At 72.4% G+C, this 20,810-nt stretch carries 24 protein-coding genes; 20 read left to right on the top strand and 4 right to left on the bottom strand.

Annotated features, from left to right (window positions below; genetic code table 11):
• Nucleotides 1-49: 49 nt before the first annotated feature.
• The 8 genes from AB0D99_RS17460 to AB0D99_RS17425 all read left to right on the top strand — a co-directional run bounded on the left by AB0D99_RS17460 (nt 50) and on the right by AB0D99_RS17425 (nt 8,060).
• Nucleotides 50-811: a hypothetical protein gene (locus AB0D99_RS17460; protein ID WP_362362111.1), complete on the top strand. Its 762-nt coding sequence runs from the start codon at nt 50-52 to the stop codon at nt 809-811.
• Between the two features lie 39 nt (nt 812-850).
• Nucleotides 851-2,698 carry a glutamine--fructose-6-phosphate transaminase (isomerizing) gene (glmS, locus tag AB0D99_RS17455; RefSeq protein WP_362362108.1) on the top strand — a complete coding sequence of 616 codons (1,848 nt, stop codon included), beginning with the start codon at nt 851-853 and terminating at the stop codon, nt 2,696-2,698.
• Nucleotides 2,699-2,702: 4 nt separating this feature from the next.
• On the top strand, nt 2,703-3,071 hold the full coding sequence (locus AB0D99_RS17450) for a holo-ACP synthase (protein ID WP_362362105.1): 369 nt from the start codon (nt 2,703-2,705) through the stop codon (nt 3,069-3,071).
• 93 nt (nt 3,072-3,164) lie between these two features.
• On the top strand, nt 3,165-4,592 hold the full coding sequence (locus tag AB0D99_RS17445; RefSeq protein WP_362362102.1) for an NAD(P)H-hydrate dehydratase: 1,428 nt from the start codon (nt 3,165-3,167) through the stop codon (nt 4,590-4,592).
• Nucleotides 4,593-4,884: 292 nt separating this feature from the next.
• Nucleotides 4,885-6,033 carry an alanine racemase gene (gene alr, locus AB0D99_RS17440; protein ID WP_362362099.1) on the top strand — a complete coding sequence of 383 codons (1,149 nt, stop codon included), beginning with the start codon at nt 4,885-4,887 and terminating at the stop codon, nt 6,031-6,033.
• Between the two features lie 32 nt (nt 6,034-6,065).
• Nucleotides 6,066-7,238 (top strand): alpha/beta hydrolase, encoded by a 1,173-nt coding sequence (locus tag AB0D99_RS17435; protein WP_362362096.1) that lies wholly within the window; start codon nt 6,066-6,068, stop codon nt 7,236-7,238.
• 19 nt (nt 7,239-7,257) lie between these two features.
• On the top strand, nt 7,258-7,764 hold the full coding sequence (tsaE, locus tag AB0D99_RS17430) for a tRNA (adenosine(37)-N6)-threonylcarbamoyltransferase complex ATPase subunit type 1 TsaE (protein ID WP_362362231.1): 507 nt from the start codon (nt 7,258-7,260) through the stop codon (nt 7,762-7,764).
• Between the two features lie 110 nt (nt 7,765-7,874).
• Complete coding sequence (locus tag AB0D99_RS17425; protein WP_362362093.1) at nt 7,875-8,060, top strand: hypothetical protein; 186 nt, start codon at nt 7,875-7,877, stop codon at nt 8,058-8,060.
• A gap of 55 nt (nt 8,061-8,115) precedes the next feature.
• On the opposite strand, the gene AB0D99_RS17420 is transcribed toward AB0D99_RS17425, so the two are convergent.
• Nucleotides 8,116-8,679 carry a hypothetical protein gene (locus AB0D99_RS17420; RefSeq protein WP_362362090.1) on the bottom strand — a complete coding sequence of 188 codons (564 nt, stop codon included), beginning with the start codon at nt 8,677-8,679 and terminating at the stop codon, nt 8,116-8,118.
• 103 nt (nt 8,680-8,782) lie between these two features.
• Between AB0D99_RS17420 and tsaB the strand changes: the two genes are divergently transcribed.
• The 8 genes from tsaB (at nt 8,783) to AB0D99_RS17380 (ending at nt 14,614) form a co-directional block, all read left to right on the top strand.
• Complete coding sequence (gene tsaB / locus AB0D99_RS17415) at nt 8,783-9,436, top strand: tRNA (adenosine(37)-N6)-threonylcarbamoyltransferase complex dimerization subunit type 1 TsaB (RefSeq protein WP_362362087.1); 654 nt, start codon at nt 8,783-8,785, stop codon at nt 9,434-9,436.
• Nucleotides 9,437-9,465: 29 nt separating this feature from the next.
• Nucleotides 9,466-9,933 carry a ribosomal protein S18-alanine N-acetyltransferase gene (gene rimI, locus AB0D99_RS17410; RefSeq protein ID WP_362362228.1) on the top strand — a complete coding sequence of 156 codons (468 nt, stop codon included), beginning with the start codon at nt 9,466-9,468 and terminating at the stop codon, nt 9,931-9,933.
• On the top strand, nt 9,923-11,044 hold the full coding sequence (gene tsaD / locus AB0D99_RS17405) for a tRNA (adenosine(37)-N6)-threonylcarbamoyltransferase complex transferase subunit TsaD (protein WP_362362084.1): 1,122 nt from the start codon (nt 9,923-9,925) through the stop codon (nt 11,042-11,044). The genes rimI and tsaD overlap by 11 nt, the downstream gene beginning before the upstream one ends.
• The gene (locus AB0D99_RS17400) at nt 11,041-11,295 is read left to right on the top strand and encodes a hypothetical protein (RefSeq protein ID WP_362362081.1); all 255 of its coding nucleotides are present in this window, start codon (nt 11,041-11,043) and stop codon (nt 11,293-11,295) included. The genes tsaD and AB0D99_RS17400 overlap by 4 nt, the downstream gene beginning before the upstream one ends.
• A 48-nt stretch (nt 11,296-11,343) precedes the next feature.
• Entirely contained in the window at nt 11,344-12,198 is an 855-nt protein-coding gene (locus AB0D99_RS17395) for a polysaccharide deacetylase family protein (protein ID WP_362362078.1), read from the top strand.
• Between the two features lie 98 nt (nt 12,199-12,296).
• Nucleotides 12,297-12,653: a YciI family protein gene (locus AB0D99_RS17390; protein WP_362362075.1), complete on the top strand. Its 357-nt coding sequence runs from the start codon at nt 12,297-12,299 to the stop codon at nt 12,651-12,653.
• Nucleotides 12,654-12,688: 35 nt separating this feature from the next.
• Nucleotides 12,689-13,954 carry a sigma-70 family RNA polymerase sigma factor gene (locus AB0D99_RS17385; protein ID WP_362362073.1) on the top strand — a complete coding sequence of 422 codons (1,266 nt, stop codon included), beginning with the start codon at nt 12,689-12,691 and terminating at the stop codon, nt 13,952-13,954.
• Nucleotides 13,955-13,996: 42 nt separating this feature from the next.
• Nucleotides 13,997-14,614 (top strand): hypothetical protein, encoded by a 618-nt coding sequence (locus AB0D99_RS17380; RefSeq protein WP_362362070.1) that lies wholly within the window; start codon nt 13,997-13,999, stop codon nt 14,612-14,614.
• Between the two features lie 126 nt (nt 14,615-14,740).
• Here AB0D99_RS17380 and AB0D99_RS17375 read toward each other — a convergent pair whose 3' ends face one another.
• Nucleotides 14,741-15,925: an SAM-dependent methyltransferase gene (locus AB0D99_RS17375; protein ID WP_362362067.1), complete on the bottom strand. Its 1,185-nt coding sequence runs from the start codon at nt 15,923-15,925 to the stop codon at nt 14,741-14,743.
• Between the two features lie 110 nt (nt 15,926-16,035).
• Here AB0D99_RS17375 and AB0D99_RS17370 point away from each other — a divergent pair, with 110 nt between their 5' ends.
• Nucleotides 16,036-16,959 carry a polysaccharide deacetylase family protein gene (locus AB0D99_RS17370; RefSeq protein ID WP_362362064.1) on the top strand — a complete coding sequence of 308 codons (924 nt, stop codon included), beginning with the start codon at nt 16,036-16,038 and terminating at the stop codon, nt 16,957-16,959.
• Nucleotides 16,956-17,222: a hypothetical protein gene (locus tag AB0D99_RS17365; protein WP_362362061.1), complete on the top strand. Its 267-nt coding sequence runs from the start codon at nt 16,956-16,958 to the stop codon at nt 17,220-17,222. The genes AB0D99_RS17370 and AB0D99_RS17365 overlap by 4 nt, the downstream gene beginning before the upstream one ends.
• Nucleotides 17,223-17,252: 30 nt before the next feature.
• Here the strand turns inward: AB0D99_RS17365 and AB0D99_RS17360 are convergent, their stop codons facing one another.
• The gene (locus AB0D99_RS17360; RefSeq protein ID WP_362362058.1) at nt 17,253-17,657 is read right to left on the bottom strand and encodes a DUF6234 family protein; all 405 of its coding nucleotides are present in this window, start codon (nt 17,655-17,657) and stop codon (nt 17,253-17,255) included.
• 273 nt (nt 17,658-17,930) lie between these two features.
• Here AB0D99_RS17360 and groES point away from each other — a divergent pair, with 273 nt between their 5' ends.
• Together groES and groL are read left to right on the top strand one after the other, a co-directional pair.
• Complete coding sequence (gene groES, locus AB0D99_RS17355; RefSeq protein WP_362362055.1) at nt 17,931-18,239, top strand: co-chaperone GroES; 309 nt, start codon at nt 17,931-17,933, stop codon at nt 18,237-18,239.
• 118 nt (nt 18,240-18,357) lie between these two features.
• Complete coding sequence (gene groL, locus AB0D99_RS17350) at nt 18,358-19,986, top strand: chaperonin GroEL (RefSeq protein ID WP_362362052.1); 1,629 nt, start codon at nt 18,358-18,360, stop codon at nt 19,984-19,986.
• Between the two features lie 84 nt (nt 19,987-20,070).
• Here the strand turns inward: groL and AB0D99_RS17345 are convergent, their stop codons facing one another.
• Nucleotides 20,071-20,769 carry an ester cyclase gene (locus AB0D99_RS17345; RefSeq protein WP_362362049.1) on the bottom strand — a complete coding sequence of 233 codons (699 nt, stop codon included), beginning with the start codon at nt 20,767-20,769 and terminating at the stop codon, nt 20,071-20,073.
• Nucleotides 20,770-20,810 lie beyond the last annotated feature (41 nt).

Genomic DNA, 20,810 nt, shown 5'->3' with positions numbered 1-20,810 from the left:
CACACATAGGGTTCGCACAGAATCGCCTTTTTCGATCAGAGAGTTGACCATGAGAGCCACCGTCCTCCGCCGTACCGCCGTCGCCGTCACCGCCGTCTCGCTCGCGATGGGTGTCGCCGCCTGTGGTGGGGCCAAGGATGACAAGGGCGGCAAGGGCACCGACACCGCCAAGCCGTCCGCCACCTCCGCCGCGCCCGCGGCCAAGGCGCTGTCCGCCGCCGAGCTGGAGAAGCTCGTCGTCGAGCAGGCCGACCTCAAGGGCCACAAGGTGGAGAAGGCGAAGGACGGAGACGTCGTCAAGTCGAGCGAGGTCGCCACCGACAAGGCCGCCTGCAAGCCGATCGCCGACGCCATGTCGTTCATCGCGCCCGGCAGCCCGGCCGCCACCGTGCAGCGCAAGGCCATCGAGATCCCGCAGAAGAACGCGACGCAGGACCCGACGGACGCCGCGATCGGGGCGCTGGGCGCCCCGATCACCGCCGTGACCCTAGGTTCGTACGACGGCTCCGGGGCGCAGGACGCCTTCGGCCTGCTGAAGACGGCCGGCACCGAGTGCGCGGGCGGCTTCACGGTCAAGGGCGGCGGCGAGGAGACCAAGGTCTCCAAGGTCGCCCCGGACACCGTGACCGCCGGCGAGGAATCCGTCGCCTTCACCGTCACCTCCGACATGGAGGGCGAGCCGTTCGTCAGCAAGCTCGTCGTCTTCCGCAAGGGCAACAACCTCGCCGCCTTCTCCACCATCAGCCTCGCCGGCGAGGTCAAGGAGCAGCCGAAGGTCATCATCGACGCGCAGGCGACCAAGCTGGGCTGAGTCCGTCCTGGCGGCGGCCTTCGGCCGTAGGCTGCCGCCATGTGCGGAATCGTGGGATACGTCGGCGGGCAGTCGGCGCTTGATGTGGTGATCGCGGGCCTCAAGCGGCTCGAGTACCGGGGCTACGACTCGGCCGGCGTCGCGGTGCTCTCCGACGGGGGCCTGGCCGCGGCGAAGAAGGCGGGCAAGCTCGTCAATCTGGAGAAGGAGCTGGTGGACCGGCCGTTGTCCAGCGGCTCCACCGGCATCGGACACACCCGCTGGGCCACCCACGGCGGGCCGACCGACGTGAACGCCCACCCGCATCTCGACAACGCGGGGCGCGTGGCCGTCGTCCACAACGGGATCATCGAGAACTTCGCCGCCCTCAGGGCCGAGCTGGAGGAGCGCGGCCACGACCTCGCGTCCGAGACGGACACCGAGGTCGTGGCCCATCTGCTCGCCGAGGAGTTCTCCTCCAGCGGAGACCTCGCCGAGGCGATGCGGCTGGTGTGCCGCCGGCTCGACGGCGCGTTCACGCTGGTCGCCGTGCACGCCGACCAGCCGGACGTGGTGGTCGGCGCCCGGCGGAACTCCCCGCTGGTGGTCGGAGTCGGGGAGGGGGAGTACTTCCTCGCCTCCGACGTCTCCGCCTTCATCGCGCACACCCGGGCGGCGATCGAGCTGGGCCAGGACCAGGTCGTCGAACTCTCCCGCGAGGGCGTCGAGGTCACCGACTTCAGCGGCGCCCCGGCCGACGTACGGGCGTACCACGTGGACTGGGACGCCTCGGCCGCCGAGAAGGGCGGCTACGACTACTTCATGCTCAAGGAGATCGCCGAGCAGCCCAAGGCGGTCGCCGACACCCTTCTCGGGCGGATCGACGCGGAGGGCCACCTCAAGCTCGACGAGGTGCGCATCCCGGACGCGGTGCTGCGTGAGGCCGACAAGATCGTCATCATCGCGTGCGGCACGGCCTTCCACGCCGGAATGATCGCGAAGTACGCCATCGAGCACTGGACCAGGATTCCCTGCGAGGTGGAGCTGGCGAGCGAGTTCCGCTACCGCGATCCGATCCTCGGCCAGCGCACCCTCGTCATCGCGATCTCCCAGTCCGGCGAGACGATGGACACCCTGATGGCGCTGCGGCACGCGCGCGAGCAGGGCGCCAAGGTGCTCGCCGTCTGCAACACCAACGGGTCGACCATCCCCCGGGAGTCCGACGCCGTCCTCTACACGCACGCGGGCCCCGAAGTGGCCGTCGCGTCCACGAAGGCGTTCCTGACGCAGCTCGTCGCCTGCTATCTGCTGGCGCTCTACCTGGGCCAGGTGCGCGGGACGAAGTGGGGCGACGAGATCCACGCGGTGATCAGGGAGCTCGCCCGGATCGCCGACGAGGTCGAGCGGGTCCTGGAGACGATGGAGCCGGTGCGCGCGCTGGCCCGTTCCCTCGCCCACAAGGACACGGTGCTCTTCCTCGGCCGGCACGTCGGCTACCCGGTGGCCCTGGAAGGCGCCCTGAAGCTCAAGGAACTGGCGTACATGCACGCCGAGGGCTTCGCGGCGGGCGAGCTGAAGCACGGCCCGATCGCGCTCATCGAGGAGGACCTGCCGGTGGTGGTCGTCGTGCCCTCGCCGCGCGGACGGTCCGTCCTGCACGACAAGATCGTCTCCAACATCCAGGAGATCCGGGCGCGCGGGGCGCGGACGATCGTCATCGCGGAGGAGGGCGACGACGCGGTCGTCCCGTACGCCGACCATCTCATCCGCATCCCGGCAACGCCTACGCTGCTCCAGCCGCTGGTCTCCACCGTGCCGCTGCAGGTCTTCGCCTGTGAACTGGCGACGGCGCGCGGCAACGAGGTGGACCAGCCGCGCAACCTGGCGAAATCTGTGACCGTGGAGTGAGCGAATGATCATCGGGGTGGGGATCGACGTGGCGGAGATCGACCGCTTCGCCGCGTCGATCGAACGGACGCCGGGGCTGCTCCAGCGCCTCTTCGTGGAACGCGAGCAGCTGCTCCCGAGCGGCGAACGGCGCGGCGTGGCCTCCCTCGCCGTGCGCTTCGCCGCCAAGGAGGCGCTGGCCAAGGCGCTCGGCGCACCCGCCGGCCTGCACTGGACGGATGCCGAGGTGTACGTCGAGGGCACCGGGCAGCCGCGGCTGCGGGTGAGCGGGACGGTGGCGGCGCGGGCGGCCGAACTGGGCGTGAAGCACTGGCATGTGTCGCTCAGCCACGACGCGGGGGTGGCGTCGGCGGTGGTGATCGCGGAGGGGTAGGCGGTCGGGGCCCGTTCTTACCGCCGGCCCCGGGCCCGACCGTCAACCCTCGCCTCCCGGCGCTTGCTTGAGGTGTGCGGCAGACTGCGGGGCATGCGTACCGCTTACCGCGTGGAGACCGTACGGGCCGCCGAGGCCGAGCTGATGGCGAAGCTGCCGGAGGACGCGCTCATGCGCCGGGCGGCGGCGGGGCTCGCCGCCGCCTGCTTCTCCCTGCTCGGTCGCGGCCATGTGTACGGGGCGAGGGTCGTCCTGCTCGTGGGCAGCGGGGACAACGGGGGCGACGCGCTCTACGCGGGGGCGCGGCTGGCGCGCCGCGGGGCCGGTGTGACGGCCGTCCTGCTGGGCGCGCGGGCCCATGAGCGCGGTCTCGCGGCGCTGTCGGCGGCCGGGGGGCGGGTGGCGGAGGACCCGTACGAGGCCCTGGCGGCGGCCGATCTCGTGATCGACGGGATCACCGGCATCGGCGGCCGCGGCGGACTGCGGCCGGACGCCGTCCCGGTGGCGCGTGCGGCGCGCGGCTCCGACGCGGTCGTGGTCGCCGTCGATCTGCCGAGCGGGGTGGACGCCGACTCGGGGACGGTCGCGGGGGAGGCGCTGCGCGCGGACGCGACGGTCACGTTCGGGACGTACAAGCCGGGGCTGCTGATCGACCCGGCGCGGGAGTACGCGGGCGCGCTGCGGCTGGTGGACATCGGCCTGGGGGAGTACCTGCCGTCCGTGCCGGAGCTCCAGGCGCTCCAGCACGAGGACGTGGCGGGGATGCTGCCCGCCCCCGGTGCGGAGAGCGACAAGTACCGGCGGGGCGTGGTGGGGGTGGTCGCCGGCTCCGCCCGGTACCCGGGCGCGGCGGTGCTGGCGGTGGCCGGCGCGCTGCGGGGTGGCGCGGGGGCGGTGCGGTACGTGGGACCGGCGGCCGACGCGGTGATCGCGCGCTTCCCGGAGACCCTGGTGCACGCGGGGCCGCCGGCGAAGGCGGGCCGGGTGCAGGCGTGGATCGTCGGGCCGGGGCTCGGCGACGAGCCGGGGGTCGCGGACGTGCTGGCCTCGGACGTGCCCGTCCTGGTGGACGCGGACGGGCTGAGGGGCCTGGACGCGTCGGCGGTGCGGGGACGGACGGCCCCGACGCTGCTCACCCCGCACGCGGGGGAGGCGGCGGCGCTGCTGGGCGTGGAGCGCGAGTCGGTGGAGGCGGAACGGCTGTCGGCGGTACGGGAGCTGGCGGCGCGGTACGGGGCGACGGTGCTCCTCAAGGGCTCGACGACGCTGGTGGCGGAGGGTTCGGGTCCGGTACGGGTCAACCCGACGGGGACGTCATGGCTGGCCACGGCGGGCAGCGGGGACGTCCTGTCGGGCCTCGCGGGGTCCCTGCTGGCCGCGGGCCTGCCCGCCCTGGACGCGGCCTCGGTGGCCGCCTACCTGCACGGTCTGGCCGCCCGCCGCGCATCGGACGGCGCGCCGATCGCGGCGGAGGACGTGGCGGCGGCCCTGCCGGGCGCATGGCGCGACGTGACGACGTAGGACGGCGCGGCCTCGGGCGGTCCGGCCGGGCGTGGTCCGGGGGCTCCGCCCGGCCCCGGCCCCGGCATCGGTCGGTCCGGCCGGCGTGGTCCGGAGCTCCACCGCCCCGGCCTCGGGCGGTCCGGCCGGGCGCGGTCCGAAGCTCCGCCCTGCCCCCCGGGTCTCGGTCGGTCCGGCCGACGCGGTCCGGGGGCTCCGCCCGGCCCCCCGCTCCCGGCACTTGGCCTAGTGCTCGCGCTCGCCGGAAGTGGCCTGGGGCGTCGTGGAGCCGACACCTGAGAGACTGGGCGCGATGACTGAGACACCGCCGCCCCGCAGAGCCCGTGCCGAGATCGACCTCGGTGCGCTGCGTGCGAACGTCCGCACGCTACGCGCCCGTGTCGCGCCCCACGTCCAGGTGATGGCCGTGGTCAAGGCGGACGCGTACGGACACGGCGCGATCCGCTGCGCCCGCGCCGCCCTCGACGCGGGCGCCGACTGGCTCGGCACCGCGACCCCGCACGAGGCGCTCGCCCTGCGCGCCGCCGGCCTCACCGACGTGCGGATCCTGTGCTGGCTCTGGACCCCCGGCGACCCCTGGGCCGAGGGCATCGAGGCCGGTCTCGACATGACCGTGAGCGGGATGTGGGCGCTGGACGAGGTCCGGGAGGCGGCCCGCGCCACGGGCAAGCCGGCGCGTATCCAGCTCAAGGCCGACACCGGACTCGGCCGCAACGGCTGCCAGCCCGCCGACTGGCCCCAGCTCGTCGGCGAGGCCCTCAGGGCGGAGAAGGACGGGCTGGTGACGATCACCGGCCTCTGGTCGCACCTCGCCTGCGCCGACGAGCCCGGCCACCCCTCCATCGCCTCCCAGCTCGACGTCTTCCGCTCGATGCTCGACTACGCGGAGAAGGCCGGGGTCGAGCCCGAGGTCCGGCACCTCGCCAACTCCCCGGCCACCCTCACGCTCCCTGAGACCCACTTCGACCTCGTGCGGCCCGGCATCGCCATGTACGGCGTCTCGCCCAGCCCCGAGATCGGCACCCCCGCCGACTTCGGCCTGCGCCCCGTGATGACGCTCAAGGCGAGCGTCGCCCTGGTCAAGCAGGTCCCCGGAGGCCACGGCGTCAGCTACGGCCACCACTACGTCACCGGCCACGAGACCACCCTCGGCCTCGTGCCCGTCGGGTACGCCGACGGCATCCCGCGCCACGCCTCCGGCCGGGGGCCCGTCCTCGTCGAGGGCAAGGTCCGTACGGTCGCCGGCCGGGTGGCCATGGACCAGTTCGTCGTCGACCTCGGCGGGGACGAGCCCGCACCCGGCACCGAGGCCGTGCTCTTCGGGCCCGGCGAGCGGGGCGAGCCCACCGCCCAGGACTGGGCCGAGGCCGCCGACACCATCGCGTACGAGATCGTCACCCGCATCGGAGCGCGCGTCCCGCGCGTCTATCTGAACGGGTAGCACCCACCGAACCAGGGACCAGGGGAGCGGCAGTGAGCGAGTCCAGCACCGACAACTGGCGGCGTGCCGGGTTCGCCGGTGCCGCGATAGGCGTCCTCGCCGCCGGCGCGGCGGCCGGCGTCGCCCTCGAGCGGCTCACCGTCGGCCGCGGCATGCGGCAGAAGGCACGGCTCGCGCTCGACGCCTCCGCCCCCTACGGCTCCCTGCGCGGAACCCCCGGCAAGGCACTCGCCGACGACGGCACGACACTCCACTACGAGATCGACGAGGTCGAGCCGGACCCGCCGGCGCCGCGACGCCGGCGGCTCTTCGGCCGCAAGCCGCCCGCGCCCGTCACCGTCGTCTTCAGCCACGGCTACTGCCTCGGCCAGGACTCCTGGCACTTCCAGCGCGCGGCGCTGCGCGGCCTGGTCCGTACCGTGTACTGGGACCAGCGCAGCCACGGCCGCTCGGCCCGCGGAGTCGCCCAGTCCGGGCCCGACGGCGTCCCCGTCTCCATCGACCAGCTCGGCCGCGACCTCAAGGCCGTCATCGACGCGGCCGCGCCCGAGGGGCCGCTGGTCCTCGTCGGGCATTCGATGGGGGGCATGACGATCATGGCGCTGGCCGACCGGTACCCGGAGCTGATCCGTGACCGGGTCGTCGGCGCGGCCTTCGTCGGCACCTCGGCCGGCCGGCTCGGCGAGGTCAACTACGGGCTGCCGTCCGCCGGAGTCAACGCGGTGCGCCGCGTCCTGCCCGGCGTGCTCAAGGCGCTCGGTTCCCAGGCGGAGCTGGTCGAGCGGGGCCGCCGGGCCACCGCCGACCTGTTCGCCGGGCTGATCAAGAAGTACTCCTTCTCGTCCCGTGACGTCGATCCGGCCGTCGCGCGCTTCGCCGAGCGGATGATCGAGGCGACCCCGATCGACGTGGTCGCGGAGTTCTACCCGGCCTTCGCCGAGCACGACAAGGCGGCGGCGCTGGAGGTCTTCCGCGAGATCCCGGTGCTCGCGCTCGCGGGGGACCGCGATCTGGTCACCCCCAGCGCGCACACCGAGGCCATCGCCGACCTGCTGCCGGAGGCGGAGCTGGTCATCGTGGACGACGGCGGCCATCTGGTGATGCTGGAGCATCCCGAGGCGGTGACGGACCGGCTTGCCGATCTCCTGGCGAAGGTCGGTGCGGTGCCCGTGAAGGCGGCGAAAGCGGGTTCCGGGAGCAGTTAGGTTGGCTGGTATGGCTCGTATGGAAGAACCGCACACCGCCGAACCGCACTCCGCCGCCACCCTCGACATCGACTCCCCGGAGGAGATGCAGGAGATCGGCCGCCGCCTGGCCAAGCTGCTGCGCCCCGGCGACCTCGTCATGCTCACCGGTGAACTCGGCGCGGGGAAGACGACGCTCACCCGCGGCCTGGGAGAGGGCCTCGGCGTGCGCGGCGCCGTCACCTCCCCGACCTTCGTCATCGCCCGCGTCCACCCGTCCCTGGTCGGCGGACCCGCCCTCGTCCACGTCGACGCGTACCGCCTCGGCGGCGGCCTCGACGAGATGGAGGACCTCGACCTGGACGTCTCGCTGCCCGACTCCGTGGTCGTCGTGGAGTGGGGCGACGGCAAGGTCGAGGAGCTGACGGACGACCGGCTGCACGTGCTGATCCACCGGGTCGTCGGCGACACGGACGACGACCGGCGCACCGTCGTGCTGCGCGGGATCGGCGCGCGGTGGGCGGACGAGGACCTCGCGCTGAGCTGAACGTACGTAGGTTCCGACAAGGTGTCGGCAAGATGTTGCGTCGATCGCATGCGTCGTGGTGACATGGATGCACGAGCTGGTTAGGTGTACCTAACCTACGGGAGGCATGCATGGCGACGCCAGAGCGCGAGCGCGCGGAAGAGCGCATCTCTATGAGTGACCTGCTGGCCTCCTGCGCCGCGGCGAGCGCGGTGTCGACTCCCCCGCGCGAGGCGGAACGGGAAGCCGGCCACGGCTCGTACGAGACGGCGCAGGGCGAGGAGCGGGACACCGCGGTCCGGCGCGAGGCCGCGTAGCCGTCAAGACGGGGAGGTCGCGTCACTCCTCGTTCGGAGGACGCGACCGGCGTCGTTACGCGACGACGACGACCTTCGCGCCGATCGCCGCGAACGTCCACATCGCGTCGCCGTCCGCCCGCTTCATGCGGATGCCGCCGGTCTTGCGCTCCGGGTCCGGCGGTTCGAGCGAGCCGTCGACCGCCGCGCTGAAGCCGACCGACACGTCCTGCACGCTCGCGAACCGCACCACGTGCTCGATCCGCACCCCGTCCGAGCCGGTCACCGTGCCCGAGCGCGACGTCACGCTGTACGACCCCGGCGCCGGGCTCACCGTGCTCGGCATCACCGAGAAGGCGTGCGTGGCCTGCCCCTTCGCGTCCACCAGCCACACCCTGCGCTCGGCCAGCGCGTACACCACGCGCGCACCGCTGCCGGAGTTCGCCGGGACGGCGAGGGGGTCCTTCGCGGGCTTCTCGGGGCCACCGGTCGGTGCCGAGGAAGGAGCCGACGCCGGGACCTTCGGCTTGGCCGAGACGTCCGCGGGCGCGTTCGCCGACGCCTGGTAGGCGAGGAAGGCGACGGCGGCGACCGCCGCGGCGGTGAGCCCGGCCACGAATCCCGAGCTGCTCCTTGCCACCGTGCCAACCTCCCGTACGTATGTATCGATGGGTGACGGTAGCAGCCACGGGGGGATGGGACGGGGCGCCGTGCCCGCCCGCCGGGAGCCGTAGGCTGTTTGCGTGCTCTTGCTCGCCATGGATACCGCCACGCCCGCCGTCACCGTCGCCCTCCACGACGGTGAATCCGTCGTCGCCGAGTCGCGGCAGGTCGACGCCCGCCGTCACGGGGAGCTGCTGCTGCCCGCCGTCGACCGGGTCCTCAAGGAGGCCGGGCTCACGCTCGACGCGGTCACCGGCCTGGTGGTCGGCGTGGGACCGGGGCCGTACACCGGACTGCGGGTCGGTCTGGTCACCGCCTCGACCTTCGCCTCCGTGCTCGGCGTGCCCGTGCACGGCCTGTGCACGCTGGACGGGCTCGCCCACGCCTCCGGGATCGAGGAGCCGTTCGTCGTCGCGACGGACGCGCGCCGCAAGGAGGTCTACTGGGCGCGGTACGAGAACTCCCGTACGCGGCTGACCGACGCGGCCGTCGACCGGCCGGCCGAGATCGCCGAGCAGGTCGCCGGAGTTCCGGCCGTCGGCGCCGGCGCGCGCCTCTACCCCGAGGTCTTCCCGGACGCCCGCGACCCGGAGCACCAGTCGGCGGCCGCCCTGGCCGCCCTGGCGGCCGAGCGGCTCGCGGCGGGCGCCGACTTCCTCGACCCGCTGCCGATGTACCTGCGCCGCCCCGACGCCCAGGTGCCGAAGAACTACAAGGTGGTCACCCCCAAGTGACCGCCGTGACGTCCGCGACGCTGCGCGAGATGCGCTGGTGGGACATCGAGCCGGTGCTCGTGCTCGAACACGACCTGTTTCCCGAGGACGCCTGGTCCGAGGGCATGTTCTGGTCCGAGCTGGCCCACGCCCGCGGCCCCGGGGCGACCCGCCGCTACATCGTCGCGGAGGCCGAGGGGAAGATCGTCGGCTACGCGGGACTCGCGGCCGTCGGCGGCCTCGGCGACGTCCAGACGATCGCCGCCGCCCGCGACCAGTGGGGGACCGGGCTCGGCGCCCGGCTGCTCACCGATCTGCTGCACCACGCCACCGCCTTCGAATGCGAGGAGGTGCTGCTGGAGGTGCGGGTGGACAACACCCGGGCCCAGAAGCTGTACGAGCGCTTCGGCTTCGAGCCCATCGGCTTCCGGCGGGGCTACTACCAGCCGGGCAACGTCGACGCGCTCGTGATGCGACTGACCGTTCAAGGAACAGAGACTGATTCTGATGGCTGCTGACGAACCGCTCGTACTCGGCATCGAGACCTCCTGCGACGAGACCGGGGTCGGGATCGTCCGCGGCACGACCCTGCTCGCGGACGCGATCGCCTCCAGCGTGGACACCCACGCCCGCTTCGGCGGCGTCGTGCCCGAGATCGCCTCCCGCGCCCATCTGGAGGCGATGGTCCCGACCATCGAGCGCGCCCTGAAGGACGCCGGGGTCTCCGCCCGCGACCTCGACGGCATCGCCGTGACGGCCGGCCCCGGCCTCGCGGGCGCGCTGCTGGTCGGCGTCTCGGCGGCGAAGGCGTACGCCTACGCGCTCGGCAAGCCGCTCTACGGCGTGAACCACCTCGCCTCGCACATCTGCGTCGACCAGCTGGAGCACGGCCCGCTGCCGGAGCCCACGATGGCGCTGCTCGTCTCCGGCGGGCACTCCTCGCTGCTGCTCGCCCCCGACATCACCGCCGACGTCCGGCCGATGGGCGCCACCATCGACGACGCGGCCGGCGAGGCCTTCGACAAGATCGCGCGCGTGCTCGACCTCGGCTTCCCCGGCGGCCCGGTCATCGACCGGCTCGCCAAGGAGGGCGACCCGAACGCCATCGCCTTCCCCCGCGGACTGAGCGGCTCGAAGGACCCCGCGTACGACTTCTCCTTCTCCGGTCTCAAGACCGCCGTGGCCCGCTGGATCGAGGCCAAGCGCGCCGCCGGCGAGGAGGTGCCGGTCCGGGACGTGGCCGCGTCCTTCCAGGAGGCCGTCGTCGACGTGCTGACCCGCAAGGCCGTCCGCGCCTGCAAGGACGAGGGCGTCGACCACCTGATGATCGGTGGCGGGGTCGCGGCCAACTCGCGGCTGCGGGCGCTGGCGCAGGAGCGGTGCGAGCGGGCGGGCATCCGGCTGCGGGTGCCCCGGCCCAAGCTGTGCACGGACAACGGCGCGATGGTGGCGGCGCTGGGCGCCGAGATGGTCGCCCGCAACCGGCCGGCCTCCGACCTGGAGCTGTCGGCGGACTCGTCGCTGCCGGTGACGGACCCGCACGTGCCGGGCGCGGAGGGCCACGGCCACGCACACGGTCACGACCACGACCATGTGCACGAGATCAGCAAGGAGAACCTCTACTCGTGATCCTCACGCTCATGTGGGAGGCCCGGGCGGTCCAGGGCCGGGGCGCCGAACTCCTGGAGTGGGCGCGGGCGCGGGAACTCCCGTACGAGCCGCTGCGGCGCGAGACCTTCCGGGCACCGCAGGACCGGGTGCTCGTGCTGACCTGGTGGGACGCCCCGGCGCCGGACGCCGAGCTGCCCGAGCTGCCCGAGCCGGCCGCGGACCTGATCACCCGGCCGGTGCACCGCTGGCGCTTCGAGTCCGTGGACTGAGGCAACCTCCCGGCCGCTTTCTCCCTCATCCACGACGTGACTCACGGCGTGGACAAGAAGATCGCGACCTGGGCGGCGCTGACCGCCGCCGCACTGCTGGTGACGGGCTGCGGCGGCACCGCGGGGGCGGACACCGCTCCCGCGAGACCCTCCGTGCCCGCCACGACCACCCCCGCCGAGGGCAAGGGTCCCGACGGGGCCGCCGACCAGGCCGCCGCGGCCGCGGCCGCGTACCGGAAGTGGGGCCTCAAGCCCTTCGCCGCGCCGCCCGCCCCGCCGCGAACCAAGCCGGTCACGCGGCAGCCGGGCGGCCCGGTCCCCGTCATCAGCGACATACCGACGCGGGAGAAGATCGTCTTCATCACCGTCGACGACGGAGCCGAGAAGGACCCGGAGTTCGTGCGGATGATGAGGGACCTGAAGGTCCCGATGACGATGTTCCTCACCGACTCCGCGATACGCGCCGACTACGGCTACTTCAAGCCGCTCGCCGCCCTCGGCAACGGCGTCGCCAACCACACCCTCACCCACCCGAACCTGCGCACCCTCGGCCGGGCCGCCCAGAGCCGGGAGATATGCGGCCAGCAGACGAGGCTGGCGAAGGAGTACGGCACCACACCGCGGCTCTTCCGCCCGCCGTACGGCAACTGGAACGAGGACACCCGCGCCGCCGCCGGCACCTGCGGCGTGGACGCGATCGTGCTGTGGCGCGAGTCGATGCAGATCACGAACATGCAGTACCAGCGCGGGGACGGGAAGCTGCACCCCGGCGACATCATCCTGGCGCACTTCCGCGGCCCCTCCGAGCTCAAGGGCACGACGATGACGGAGATGACGGCCGACATGCTGCGCCGCATCCAGGAGCAGGGCTTCACGGTGGCCCGCCTGGAGGACTACGTCTGAGAAATTCTCCCGCGTGGTGTCGATGTGGGCCGAGCCCGTTCGACGTATGAGTGGAAGGCGGGGAACGGCCCCGCCCCCACCACCCGAGGAGAACGACCATGCCCCGCTATCTGACGATGGTCCGCATCGAAGAGGGCGCGTTCCAGCTGGAGGACGCCGACGCCGGATTCGACGAGCGCATGGGCGCGCTCTTCGAGGAGATCACCAAGGCCGGCGTGATGCTGGAGACCGCCGGGCTCAAGCCGACGAAGGACTCCACCCGTGTGGTCTGGGAGGGCGGGAAGATCTCCTACACCGACGGACCGTTCACCGAGACCAAGGAGGTCGTCGGCGGGTACTCGATCTCCCAGTGCAAGGACATGGCCGAGGCCATCGAGTGGTCGAAGCGGTTCCTGGAGATCCACCCGCCGCAGTGGAAGGTGACCTGCGAGGTCCGCGAGATCGAAGAGATGTGAGACGCGGCCGGGGCGGGTGGTGCCATGGTTGACCCATGACCGCACCCGCCCTCGGCGCCGTCGAGACCGTCTTCCGGATGGAGTCGCCGCGGATCATCGCGGCCGTCGCGAGGATCGTCCGTGACGTCGGCATCGCCGAGGAGATCGCCCAGGACGCGCTCGTCGCCGCACTGGAGCAGTGGCCGCGGACCGGCGTCCCGGAGCGGCCGGCGGCCTGGCTGACGGCCGCCGCCAAGAACCGCGCCGTCGATCTCGTACGCCGCCGGGAGACGTACGCGCGCAAGCTGGCGGAGGTCGGCCGCGAGATCACCGAGGAGACGTACGACCCCGAGCCCTCCGGTCCCGACGACATCGACGACGACCTGCTGCGGCTGATCTTCACCGCCTGCCATCCGGTGCTCTCCACCGAGGCGCGGACCGCGCTGACCCTGCGGCTGCTCGGCGGGCTGCGCACGGACGAGATCGCCCGCGCCTTCCTCGTACCGGAGCCGACGGTCGCGCAGCGGATCGTGCGGGCGAAGCGATCGCTGGCGAAGGCGGGCGTCGAGTTCGAGGTGCCGTACGGGGAGGACCGGGCGGCCCGGCTCGGCTCCGTCCTGGAGGTCATCTACCTGATCTTCAACGAGGGGTACGCGGCGACGGCGGGCGACGACCTGCTGCGGCCGGCGCTGTGCGAGGACGCCCTGCGGCTGGCGAGGGTGCTCGCCGGGCTGATGCCGAAGGAGGGCGAAGTCCACGGCCTGGCGGCCCTGCTGGAGATCCAGGCGTCCCGCGCGGCGGCCCGGACGGGACCCGACGGGCAGCCCGTCCTCATCGCCGACCAGAACCGCGGCCGCTGGGACCGGCGGCTGATCCTGCGCGGCTTCGAGGCGCTCGCGCGGGCGGGCGAGGGCGGTTCGTACGGTCCGTACGCCCTCCAGGCCGCGATCGCCGCCTGTCATGCGAGGGCGTCGACGTACGAGGAGACGGACTGGCGGACGATCGCCGCGCTGTACGGGCGCCTCGCCGTCGTCGCGCCCTCGCCGGTGGTCGAGTTGAACCGCGCGGTCGCCGTCTCGATGGCCGACGGCCCGGAGGCGGGCCTCGCCCTCGCCGACGCCCTGAGGGGTGAACCCGCCCTGGCGGGCTACCACTTGCTGCCGAGCGTGCGGGGAGACCTGTTGGCCAGGCTGGGGCGGGCGGCGGAGGCCCGGGCGGAGTTCGAGCGGGCGGCCGCGCTCACGCGCAACGAACGGGAGCGTGAGCTGCTCCTCGGCCGGGCCCGGGAGGCGGAGCGGGCCGGAGGCCCTGGCGGGGGGTGACCGGAGCGGTGGCGGTGCGGCGCTGTCGATAGGCTCGATCGCATGCCTGGTCGTACCCCGCTGCCCCCGCCCCCGCCGCCCGCCGAGATACGGAGCTGGCCCGACCGCGAGGCCCGACTGGCCGACCGGGCGCGGGCGATGGCCGAACTGACCCGCCGTCTGATCGGCGGAGGGCGGCTCATGGTCTTCCTGGTGTGGCTGGCGACCCTGCAGCTGGGATGGGGGATGTGCGGCTCGGCGCTCATCGTGCTGGAGGAGTCGCCCGACCCCATCTCGGTCCTGTTCGCGTCGGTCTTCGCGGCCCTCGGCCTGGGCGCCTTGGTTCCGGCCGTGTTCTTCCTCGCCCGGGGCGTCCGCCGGGACCGCCTGGCGCGGGAGCGGCTGGTCCTGTGGGCCGCTCTGGACAGCGACCGCGCGACGGACGCGCGACTGCGCGAGCCCGTCCTCAGCGTCGTCTGGCTGCTGCTGTCGATCGCGCTGGGCGCGGTCGGCCTGTGGGTCTCCTTCGCCGCGCCCGCGGAGATGGTCGGCCCGGGACGCGGCGGTTACGGGACGGCGGCCTACCTCATGGGCGCCGCGCTCGGCCTGTGGATCGGCGGCCTGATCGGCACGACGAAGGCGATCGGCCACTACCGGCTGGCGGTACGGCTGGTGGCGTAGGGGCGGTCGTGCCACGCCCGGGGCCGTGGCCAGGGCTTCGTCCCGGTCTGTGGCTCGGACTTCGGCCCCCGGCCGTGGCCAGGGCTTCGGCCCGAGCCGTGGCCAGGAGTTCGCCCCCGGCCGTGGCTAGGGCTTCGCCGGGCCGCCGATCAGCATCGTCGGGGCGCCCGCGACGCGGGTCAGGAAGATCGTGGCGGAGTTGGGGCCCTTCGGCTTGATCCGGCGGCGGATCTCCTCCGGTTCGACCGCCGAGCCGCGCTTCTTCACCGTCAGCGTGCCGACCTCGCGTTCGCGCATCAGGGCCTTCAACTTCTTCAGGTTGAAGGGGAGTTCGTCGGTGATCTCGTAGGCGGTGGCGTACGGCGTGGGTGTGAGGGCGTCGGCCGTGACGTAGGCGATGGTCTCGTCGATCAGGCCGCCGGCCAGCTGCTCGGCGACCTCGGCGACGAGATGGGCGCGGATGACCGCGCCGTCCGGCTCGTAGAGGTAGCGGCCGACCGGGCGCGGCGCGGGGTCGGGGAGGCCCCGGCCGGTCAGGCTCGCGCCGGCGGGCAGCAGGGTGGCGCGGCGGACGCCGGGCTCCGTGCCGAACCACAGCACCGCCTCCTTCACGTCCCCGCCGTCCGAGATCCACTCGGCCTCCGCCTCCCCGGGCACCACCTCGTGCGGGACGCCGGGGGCGATCTTCAGTGCGGCGCGCGGGGCCTCCCGGGCGGCCTCGATCGCCCAGGAGAGCGGCGGGGAGTACGCCTCCGGGTCGAAGACCCGGCCCCGCCCGCCACGGCGTGCCGGGTCGACGAAGACGGCGTCGTACGGGCTCGTGTCGATCTCGGTCACGTCCGCGCACCGGACCTCGATCAGATCGGCGAGCCCGAGCGCGGTGGCGTTCGCGCGGGCCACCTCGGCGGTCAGGGGATCGCGGTCGACGGCCAGGACGGAGATCCCGGCCCGGGCGAAGGCGATCGCGTCCCCGCCGATCCCGCCGCAGAGGTCGGCGACCGTGCGCACCCCGAGGGCCCGGAACCGTTCGGCGCGGTAGGCGCCGACGGTCGCCCGGGTCGACTGCTCGACGCCGTTGGGCGTGAAGTACATCCGGTGCGCGTCCTCGGCGCCGAACTTCGCCACCGCGCGCTGGCGCAGCCGGGCCTGACCGAGGGCCGCGGAGACCAGCTCGGCGGGGTGCTCGCGGCGCAGCCGTGAGGCGACCGCCAGTTCCTGGGAGGGGTCGTAGTCGCGCAGGGCGGCGAGCAGGGTCTGGCCCTCGGGGCTGTGCAGGGCGGTGAAGGCGGCGAGGTCGGTCACCCGCCCCATTGTGGGCCAGCCGGGGGATGGTGTGCGTCCGGGCGGCGCTGTCGGGGGTCCATCGGGGGTCGGCGCTGACAGGATGCGGCGCCATGCAGCTAGTACGACAAAAGGAACAGATGCCCTCATCGCGGGCTTCACGTCCGCGTCGTCTCAGGCGGTCGGTGGGCGCGGTCCTGGTCGTCGCCGCACTCGGCTCGGCCTGTGCCGGGCCGTCCGGCGAGACCGACGACGCGCGCAAGGGGCCCGCGAAGCCCGCCGCCGGACAGCCTCAGGCCCAGGGTGCCGCCGGCGCCCTCGACGCGTACGTCGAGAAGGTCCGCAAGCAGCGGGCGGCCCGTGTGCTCGCCGCCAAGAAGTGGGGCCTCGACCGGCCCCCGCTGGAGGCCCCGGCCCCGCCCGCGGTCAAGCCGAAGATCACCACCCGCAAGGGCTTCGAGACCGACGGCGAGGGCTTGCCGCCCGTCTTCACCACCGTGCCGACCAAGGAGAAGATCGTCTTCCTGACGATCGACGACGGCGCGGAGAAGGACCCCGAGCTGCTCCGGATGATGAGCGAGCTGCAGATCCCGTACAGCGCCTTCCTGAGCGACTACGTCATCAAGGACGACTACGGCTACTTCAGGAAGATGCGGGACGCCGGCGTCTCCCTGCACAACCACACCCTCAATCACCGCTATCTGCCGGGGCTTTCGTACGCCAAGCAGAAGCGGGAGATCTGCGGGATGCAGGACGTCATGGAGGAGCGGTTCGGGAAGCGGCCGCCGCTCTTCCGTCCGCCCTACGGCAACTACAACGAGGACACCCTGCGCGCGGCCAAGACCTGCGGGGTCGAGGCGGTCCCGCTCTGGGCCTCGGAGGCGTTCCCCGACCGGATGGAGTGGCGCGAGTGGGACCGGGACCTGCACCCCGGCGACATCGTGCTCACGCACTTCCGGGGCAAGGAGGACTGGAAGGGTTCGATGGCGGACATGATCCGGCGCGTGATGAAGACGATCACCGCCAAGGGGTACGCGGTCGCGAAGCTCGAGGACTACGTGTGAGCGCGGCGCGCCGGCTGGCGACCGGTCTCGCGCTCGCCGGCGCGCTCCTGGGGGTGACGGGGTGCGCGTCGTCGGTGGACCCGATCGAGCGTCTGGGCCGGAAGGCGGCGGCGCGGGTGGGCGGCGCGGGGGAGCGGGCGGAGGGCGGGGCGCTCTCCGGGGCGGCGACCCGCGTCCTGTCCAGGCTCGCCCGGCTGGACGACGGGACCGTCGACGGCGGGGCGCGCGGCGCGCGCGGCGCCCGCGAGGTGGAGCGGCCCTGAGGGGAGCGGGGGTGGCCGGCCCTCAGGGGCCTACGCGGGCCGCGCGGTCCACGGCTCCGGCGCGGCTGCCGGTGCCGACGCGGGCGGCGCCGGGTCGGGATGCGCGTACGACCACTCCTCCGCCGCGATGAGCAGTGTCGCGAGGCCGAGCAGCCCCGCGGCGAGGAACTGGCCCCCGGCCGTCCACGCCCAGCCGCCGCGCAGCATCGCGACGGCGAGGAGCAGGGTGACGCCGGTGATCACACCGAAGACGATCACGGGCACCCAGTCCATCGGCGGTGGACCGGAGGACGCCGCCCCCGGTCGGCCGTGGCCGAGCTTCCGCGTGGCCAGGAGGACGGCGGCGACCAGCGCGAGCGCGCACTGCAGGAACAGGAAGAGCACACCGGTGCCGATGTCGGCGCCGGTGCGGACCGGGGGGCGCGAGGCTGTCATGTCCGCACCTTCGTACGGAACCTCCGGGTCCGGCGGGCCGTTGCTCGTACCGAGACCGAATCGAATGCCGGCCGCCGCCGAACCGCCACACCGCACCGAATTGGCACTCCGCTTGACCGAGTGCTAATCGCAGTCATAGTCTCGGCTCTGGCACTCCCCATTGGAGAGTGCCAACACAGCGACGGGCAGGTCCGGCACCCGCGACGACGGATCCACCTGGTCGCCACCTCAGACAGTTAACCCCGTGAGATCTCCGAAGGGGGAGGTCGGATCGTGACGACCACCAGCTCCAAGGTTGCCATCAAGCCGCTCGAGGACCGCATCGTGGTCCAGCCGCTCGACGCCGAGCAGACCACGGCCTCTGGCCTGGTCATTCCGGACACCGCCAAGGAGAAGCCCCAGGAGGGCGTCGTCCTGGCCGTGGGCCCGGGCCGCTTCGAGAACGGCGAGCGCCTGCCGCTCGACGTGAAGGCCGGCGACATCGTGCTGTACAGCAAGTACGGCGGCACCGAGGTGAAGTACAACGGCGAGGAGTACCTCGTCCTCTCGGCTCGCGACGTGCTCGCGATCGTCGAGAAGTAATTCACCGAAGTACCGAAGCAGATGCTTCTGGCTGCGCCCCTGACCCCGCACCGGGCGTCCGGGGCGCAGTTCGTTTCACCCGATACACCACGAATTCCGAGAGGGCTGAATCGCTCCCATGGCGAAGATCCTGAAGTTCGACGAGGACGCCCGTCGCGCCCTTGAGCGCGGCGTCAACAAGCTTGCCGACACGGTGAAGGTGACGATCGGCCCCAAGGGCCGCAACGTGGTCATCGACAAGAAGTTCGGTGCGCCCACCATCACCAACGACGGTGTCACGATCGCCCGCGAGGTCGAGATCGAGGACCCGTACGAGAACCTCGGCGCCCAGCTCGTGAAGGAGGTGGCGACCAAGACCAACGACATCGCGGGTGACGGCACCACCACCGCCACCGTGCTCGCTCAGGCGCTCGTCCGCGAGGGTCTGAAGAACGTCGCCGCCGGTGCCTCCCCGGCCGCCCTGAAGAAGGGCATCGACGCCGCGGTCAAGGCCGTCTCCGACGAGCTGCTCGCGACCGCCCGTCCGATCGAGGACAAGTCCGACATCGCCGCCGTGGCCGCGCTCTCCGCGCAGGACCAGCAGGTCGGCGAGCTCATCGCCGAGGCGATGGACAAGGTCGGCAAGGACGGTGTCATCACCGTCGAGGAGTCCAACACCTTCGGTCTGGAGCTCGACTTCACCGAGGGCATGGCCTTCGACAAGGGCTACCTGTCCCCGTACATGGTCACCGACCAGGAGCGTATGGAGGCCGTCCTCGACGACCCGTACATCCTGATCCACCAGGGCAAGATCTCCTCGATCCAGGACCTCCTGCCGCTCCTCGAGAAGGTCATCCAGGCCGGCTCCTCCAAGCCGCTGCTGATCATCGCCGAGGACGTCGAGGGCGAGGCCCTGTCGACCCTGGTCGTCAACAAGATCCGTGGCACCTTCAACGCCGTGGCCGTCAAGGCCCCGGGCTTCGGCGACCGCCGCAAGGCGATGCTCGGCGACATGGCCACCCTCACCGGTGCCACCGTCATCGCCGAGGAGGTCGGCCTCAAGCTCGACCAGGCCGGTCTGGACGTGCTGGGCACCGCCCGCCGCGTGACCATCACCAAGGACGACACCACCATCGTCGACGGTGGCGGCAACTCCGAGGACGTCGCGGGCCGCGTCAACCAGATCAAGGCCGAGATCGAGTCCACCGACTCCGACTGGGACCGCGAGAAGCTCCAGGAGCGCCTCGCGAAGCTGGCCGGCGGCGTGTGCGTGATCAAGGTCGGCGCCGCCACCGAGGTGGAGCTGAAGGAGAAGAAGCACCGTCTGGAGGACGCCATCTCCGCGACCCGCGCCGCGGTCGAGGAGGGCATCGTCTCCGGTGGTGGCTCCGCTCTGGTCCACGCCGTCAAGGTCCTCGAGGGCAACCTCGACAAGACCGGCGACGAGGCCACCGGTGTCGCGGTCGTGCGCCGCGCCGCCGTCGAGCCGCTGCGCTGGATCGCCGAGAACGCCGGCCTCGAGGGCTACGTCATCACCTCGAAGGTGGCGGAGCTGGAGAAGGGCAACGGCTTCAACGCCGCGACCGGCGAGTACGGCGACCTGGTCAAGGCCGGCGTCATCGACCCGGTGAAGGTGACGCGCTCCGCGCTGGAGAACGCCGCCTCGATCGCCTCCCTCCTCCTCACCACCGAGACCCTCGTGGTGGAGAAGAAGGAAGAGGAGCCGGCGGACGCGGGCCACGGCCACGGCCACGGTCACTCCCACTGAGGCACCCGGTAGACAGCTGAGGCCCGGTGCCCCCGTCGCGGGGGCACCGGGCCTCGGTGTCTCTCGGTGTCTCTCGGGAACGACCTACCCCTCCACGGCGCCGAGCTGCCCCATGAGTCCGAGGAGGTCGTACTGCCACCACCCCTCCGCCATCTTCCCGTCCTGGCGGAACTGGTGGATGGTCGTGCCGGTCATGGAGACCTTCATGCCGGTCGGCTGGAGGCCCATGAAGTCGCCGGTGTGGGTGCCGAGCCAGGTCCACCGCGTGCACACCCGGTCGCCCTCGGCGATCTGGTCGTGGACCGTGAAGGCGAAGTCGAACCCGCCGCGCCACATCTCCACCTCGCGGCGGACCGCGTCCATGCCGATGACGTCCTGCTCGTTGGTCGGATCGTGGTCGTGGTACCCCTCCGCGAGCACCTCGTCGAGCGGCGGAAGCTCACCCTCGGCCGAGATGAGCTCGAAGAACCGGCGCGAGTTCGCCTTGTACAGCTGGATGTCCCGCACGATGTCCAGGTCGGTGAAGGTCGGCATCTCGTCACAGAGGGCGACCATCTCCCGGAAGATGCGATCGGTCTCGGGGAGCTGTGAGTTGGTCATCGCCACCTCGTAGGAGGGGAACTCCACGATCTCCACGAGGTGCTCGGAGTCGGAGCGGTCCTTGCCGATGACGCTGTGGCTGGCCGTCCGCTTGCCCTGGGTCTGTTCGACCCACTTGTCCATGAGCCGGTTCAGATCATCGAACCGGCTGGTCTTGCAATCGATTATTTGTACGAATGTCATGACGCCTCCCGGACCGGGTGGGACCTCTCCAGTCTAGGACC

Source organism: Streptomyces sp. NPDC047971 (assembly GCF_040653355.1).
GTDB lineage: Bacteria > Actinomycetota > Actinomycetes > Streptomycetales > Streptomycetaceae > Streptomyces.
The sequence above is the reverse complement of the archived record's forward strand: the minus strand, read 5'-3'. Positions and strand labels throughout refer to the sequence as shown.

What these genes read in the sequence shown, in the direction of transcription:
- AB0D99_RS17450 (WP_362362105.1), top strand. Translation starts at nt 2,703, where the DNA reads ATGATCATCGGGGTGGGGATCGACGTGGCGGAGATCGACCGCTTCGCC.
- AB0D99_RS17445 (WP_362362102.1), top strand. Translation starts at nt 3,165, where the DNA reads ATGCGTACCGCTTACCGCGTGGAGACCGTACGGGCCGCCGAGGCCGAG.
- AB0D99_RS17425 (WP_362362093.1), top strand. Translation starts at nt 7,875, where the DNA reads ATGGCGACGCCAGAGCGCGAGCGCGCGGAAGAGCGCATCTCTATGAGT.
- AB0D99_RS17390 (WP_362362075.1), top strand. Translation starts at nt 12,297, where the DNA reads ATGCCCCGCTATCTGACGATGGTCCGCATCGAAGAGGGCGCGTTCCAG.
- AB0D99_RS17345 (WP_362362049.1), bottom strand. Translation starts at nt 20,769, where the DNA reads ATGACATTCGTACAAATAATCGATTGCAAGACCAGCCGGTTCGATGAT.
- AB0D99_RS17375 (WP_362362067.1), bottom strand. Translation starts at nt 15,925, where the DNA reads ATGGGGCGGGTGACCGACCTCGCCGCCTTCACCGCCCTGCACAGCCCC.
- tsaD (WP_362362084.1), top strand. Translation starts at nt 9,923, where the DNA reads ATGGCTGCTGACGAACCGCTCGTACTCGGCATCGAGACCTCCTGCGAC.
- glmS (WP_362362108.1), top strand. Translation starts at nt 851, where the DNA reads ATGTGCGGAATCGTGGGATACGTCGGCGGGCAGTCGGCGCTTGATGTG.
- AB0D99_RS17360 (WP_362362058.1), bottom strand. Translation starts at nt 17,657, where the DNA reads ATGACAGCCTCGCGCCCCCCGGTCCGCACCGGCGCCGACATCGGCACC.
- groL (WP_362362052.1), top strand. Translation starts at nt 18,358, where the DNA reads ATGGCGAAGATCCTGAAGTTCGACGAGGACGCCCGTCGCGCCCTTGAG.
- AB0D99_RS17370 (WP_362362064.1), top strand. Translation starts at nt 16,036, where the DNA reads ATGCCCTCATCGCGGGCTTCACGTCCGCGTCGTCTCAGGCGGTCGGTG.
- alr (WP_362362099.1), top strand. Translation starts at nt 4,885, where the DNA reads ATGACTGAGACACCGCCGCCCCGCAGAGCCCGTGCCGAGATCGACCTC.
- AB0D99_RS17385 (WP_362362073.1), top strand. Translation starts at nt 12,689, where the DNA reads ATGACCGCACCCGCCCTCGGCGCCGTCGAGACCGTCTTCCGGATGGAG.
- AB0D99_RS17460 (WP_362362111.1), top strand. Translation starts at nt 50, where the DNA reads ATGAGAGCCACCGTCCTCCGCCGTACCGCCGTCGCCGTCACCGCCGTC.
- tsaE (WP_362362231.1), top strand. Translation starts at nt 7,258, where the DNA reads ATGGAAGAACCGCACACCGCCGAACCGCACTCCGCCGCCACCCTCGAC.
- rimI (WP_362362228.1), top strand. Translation starts at nt 9,466, where the DNA reads ATGCGCTGGTGGGACATCGAGCCGGTGCTCGTGCTCGAACACGACCTG.
- AB0D99_RS17380 (WP_362362070.1), top strand. Translation starts at nt 13,997, where the DNA reads ATGCCTGGTCGTACCCCGCTGCCCCCGCCCCCGCCGCCCGCCGAGATA.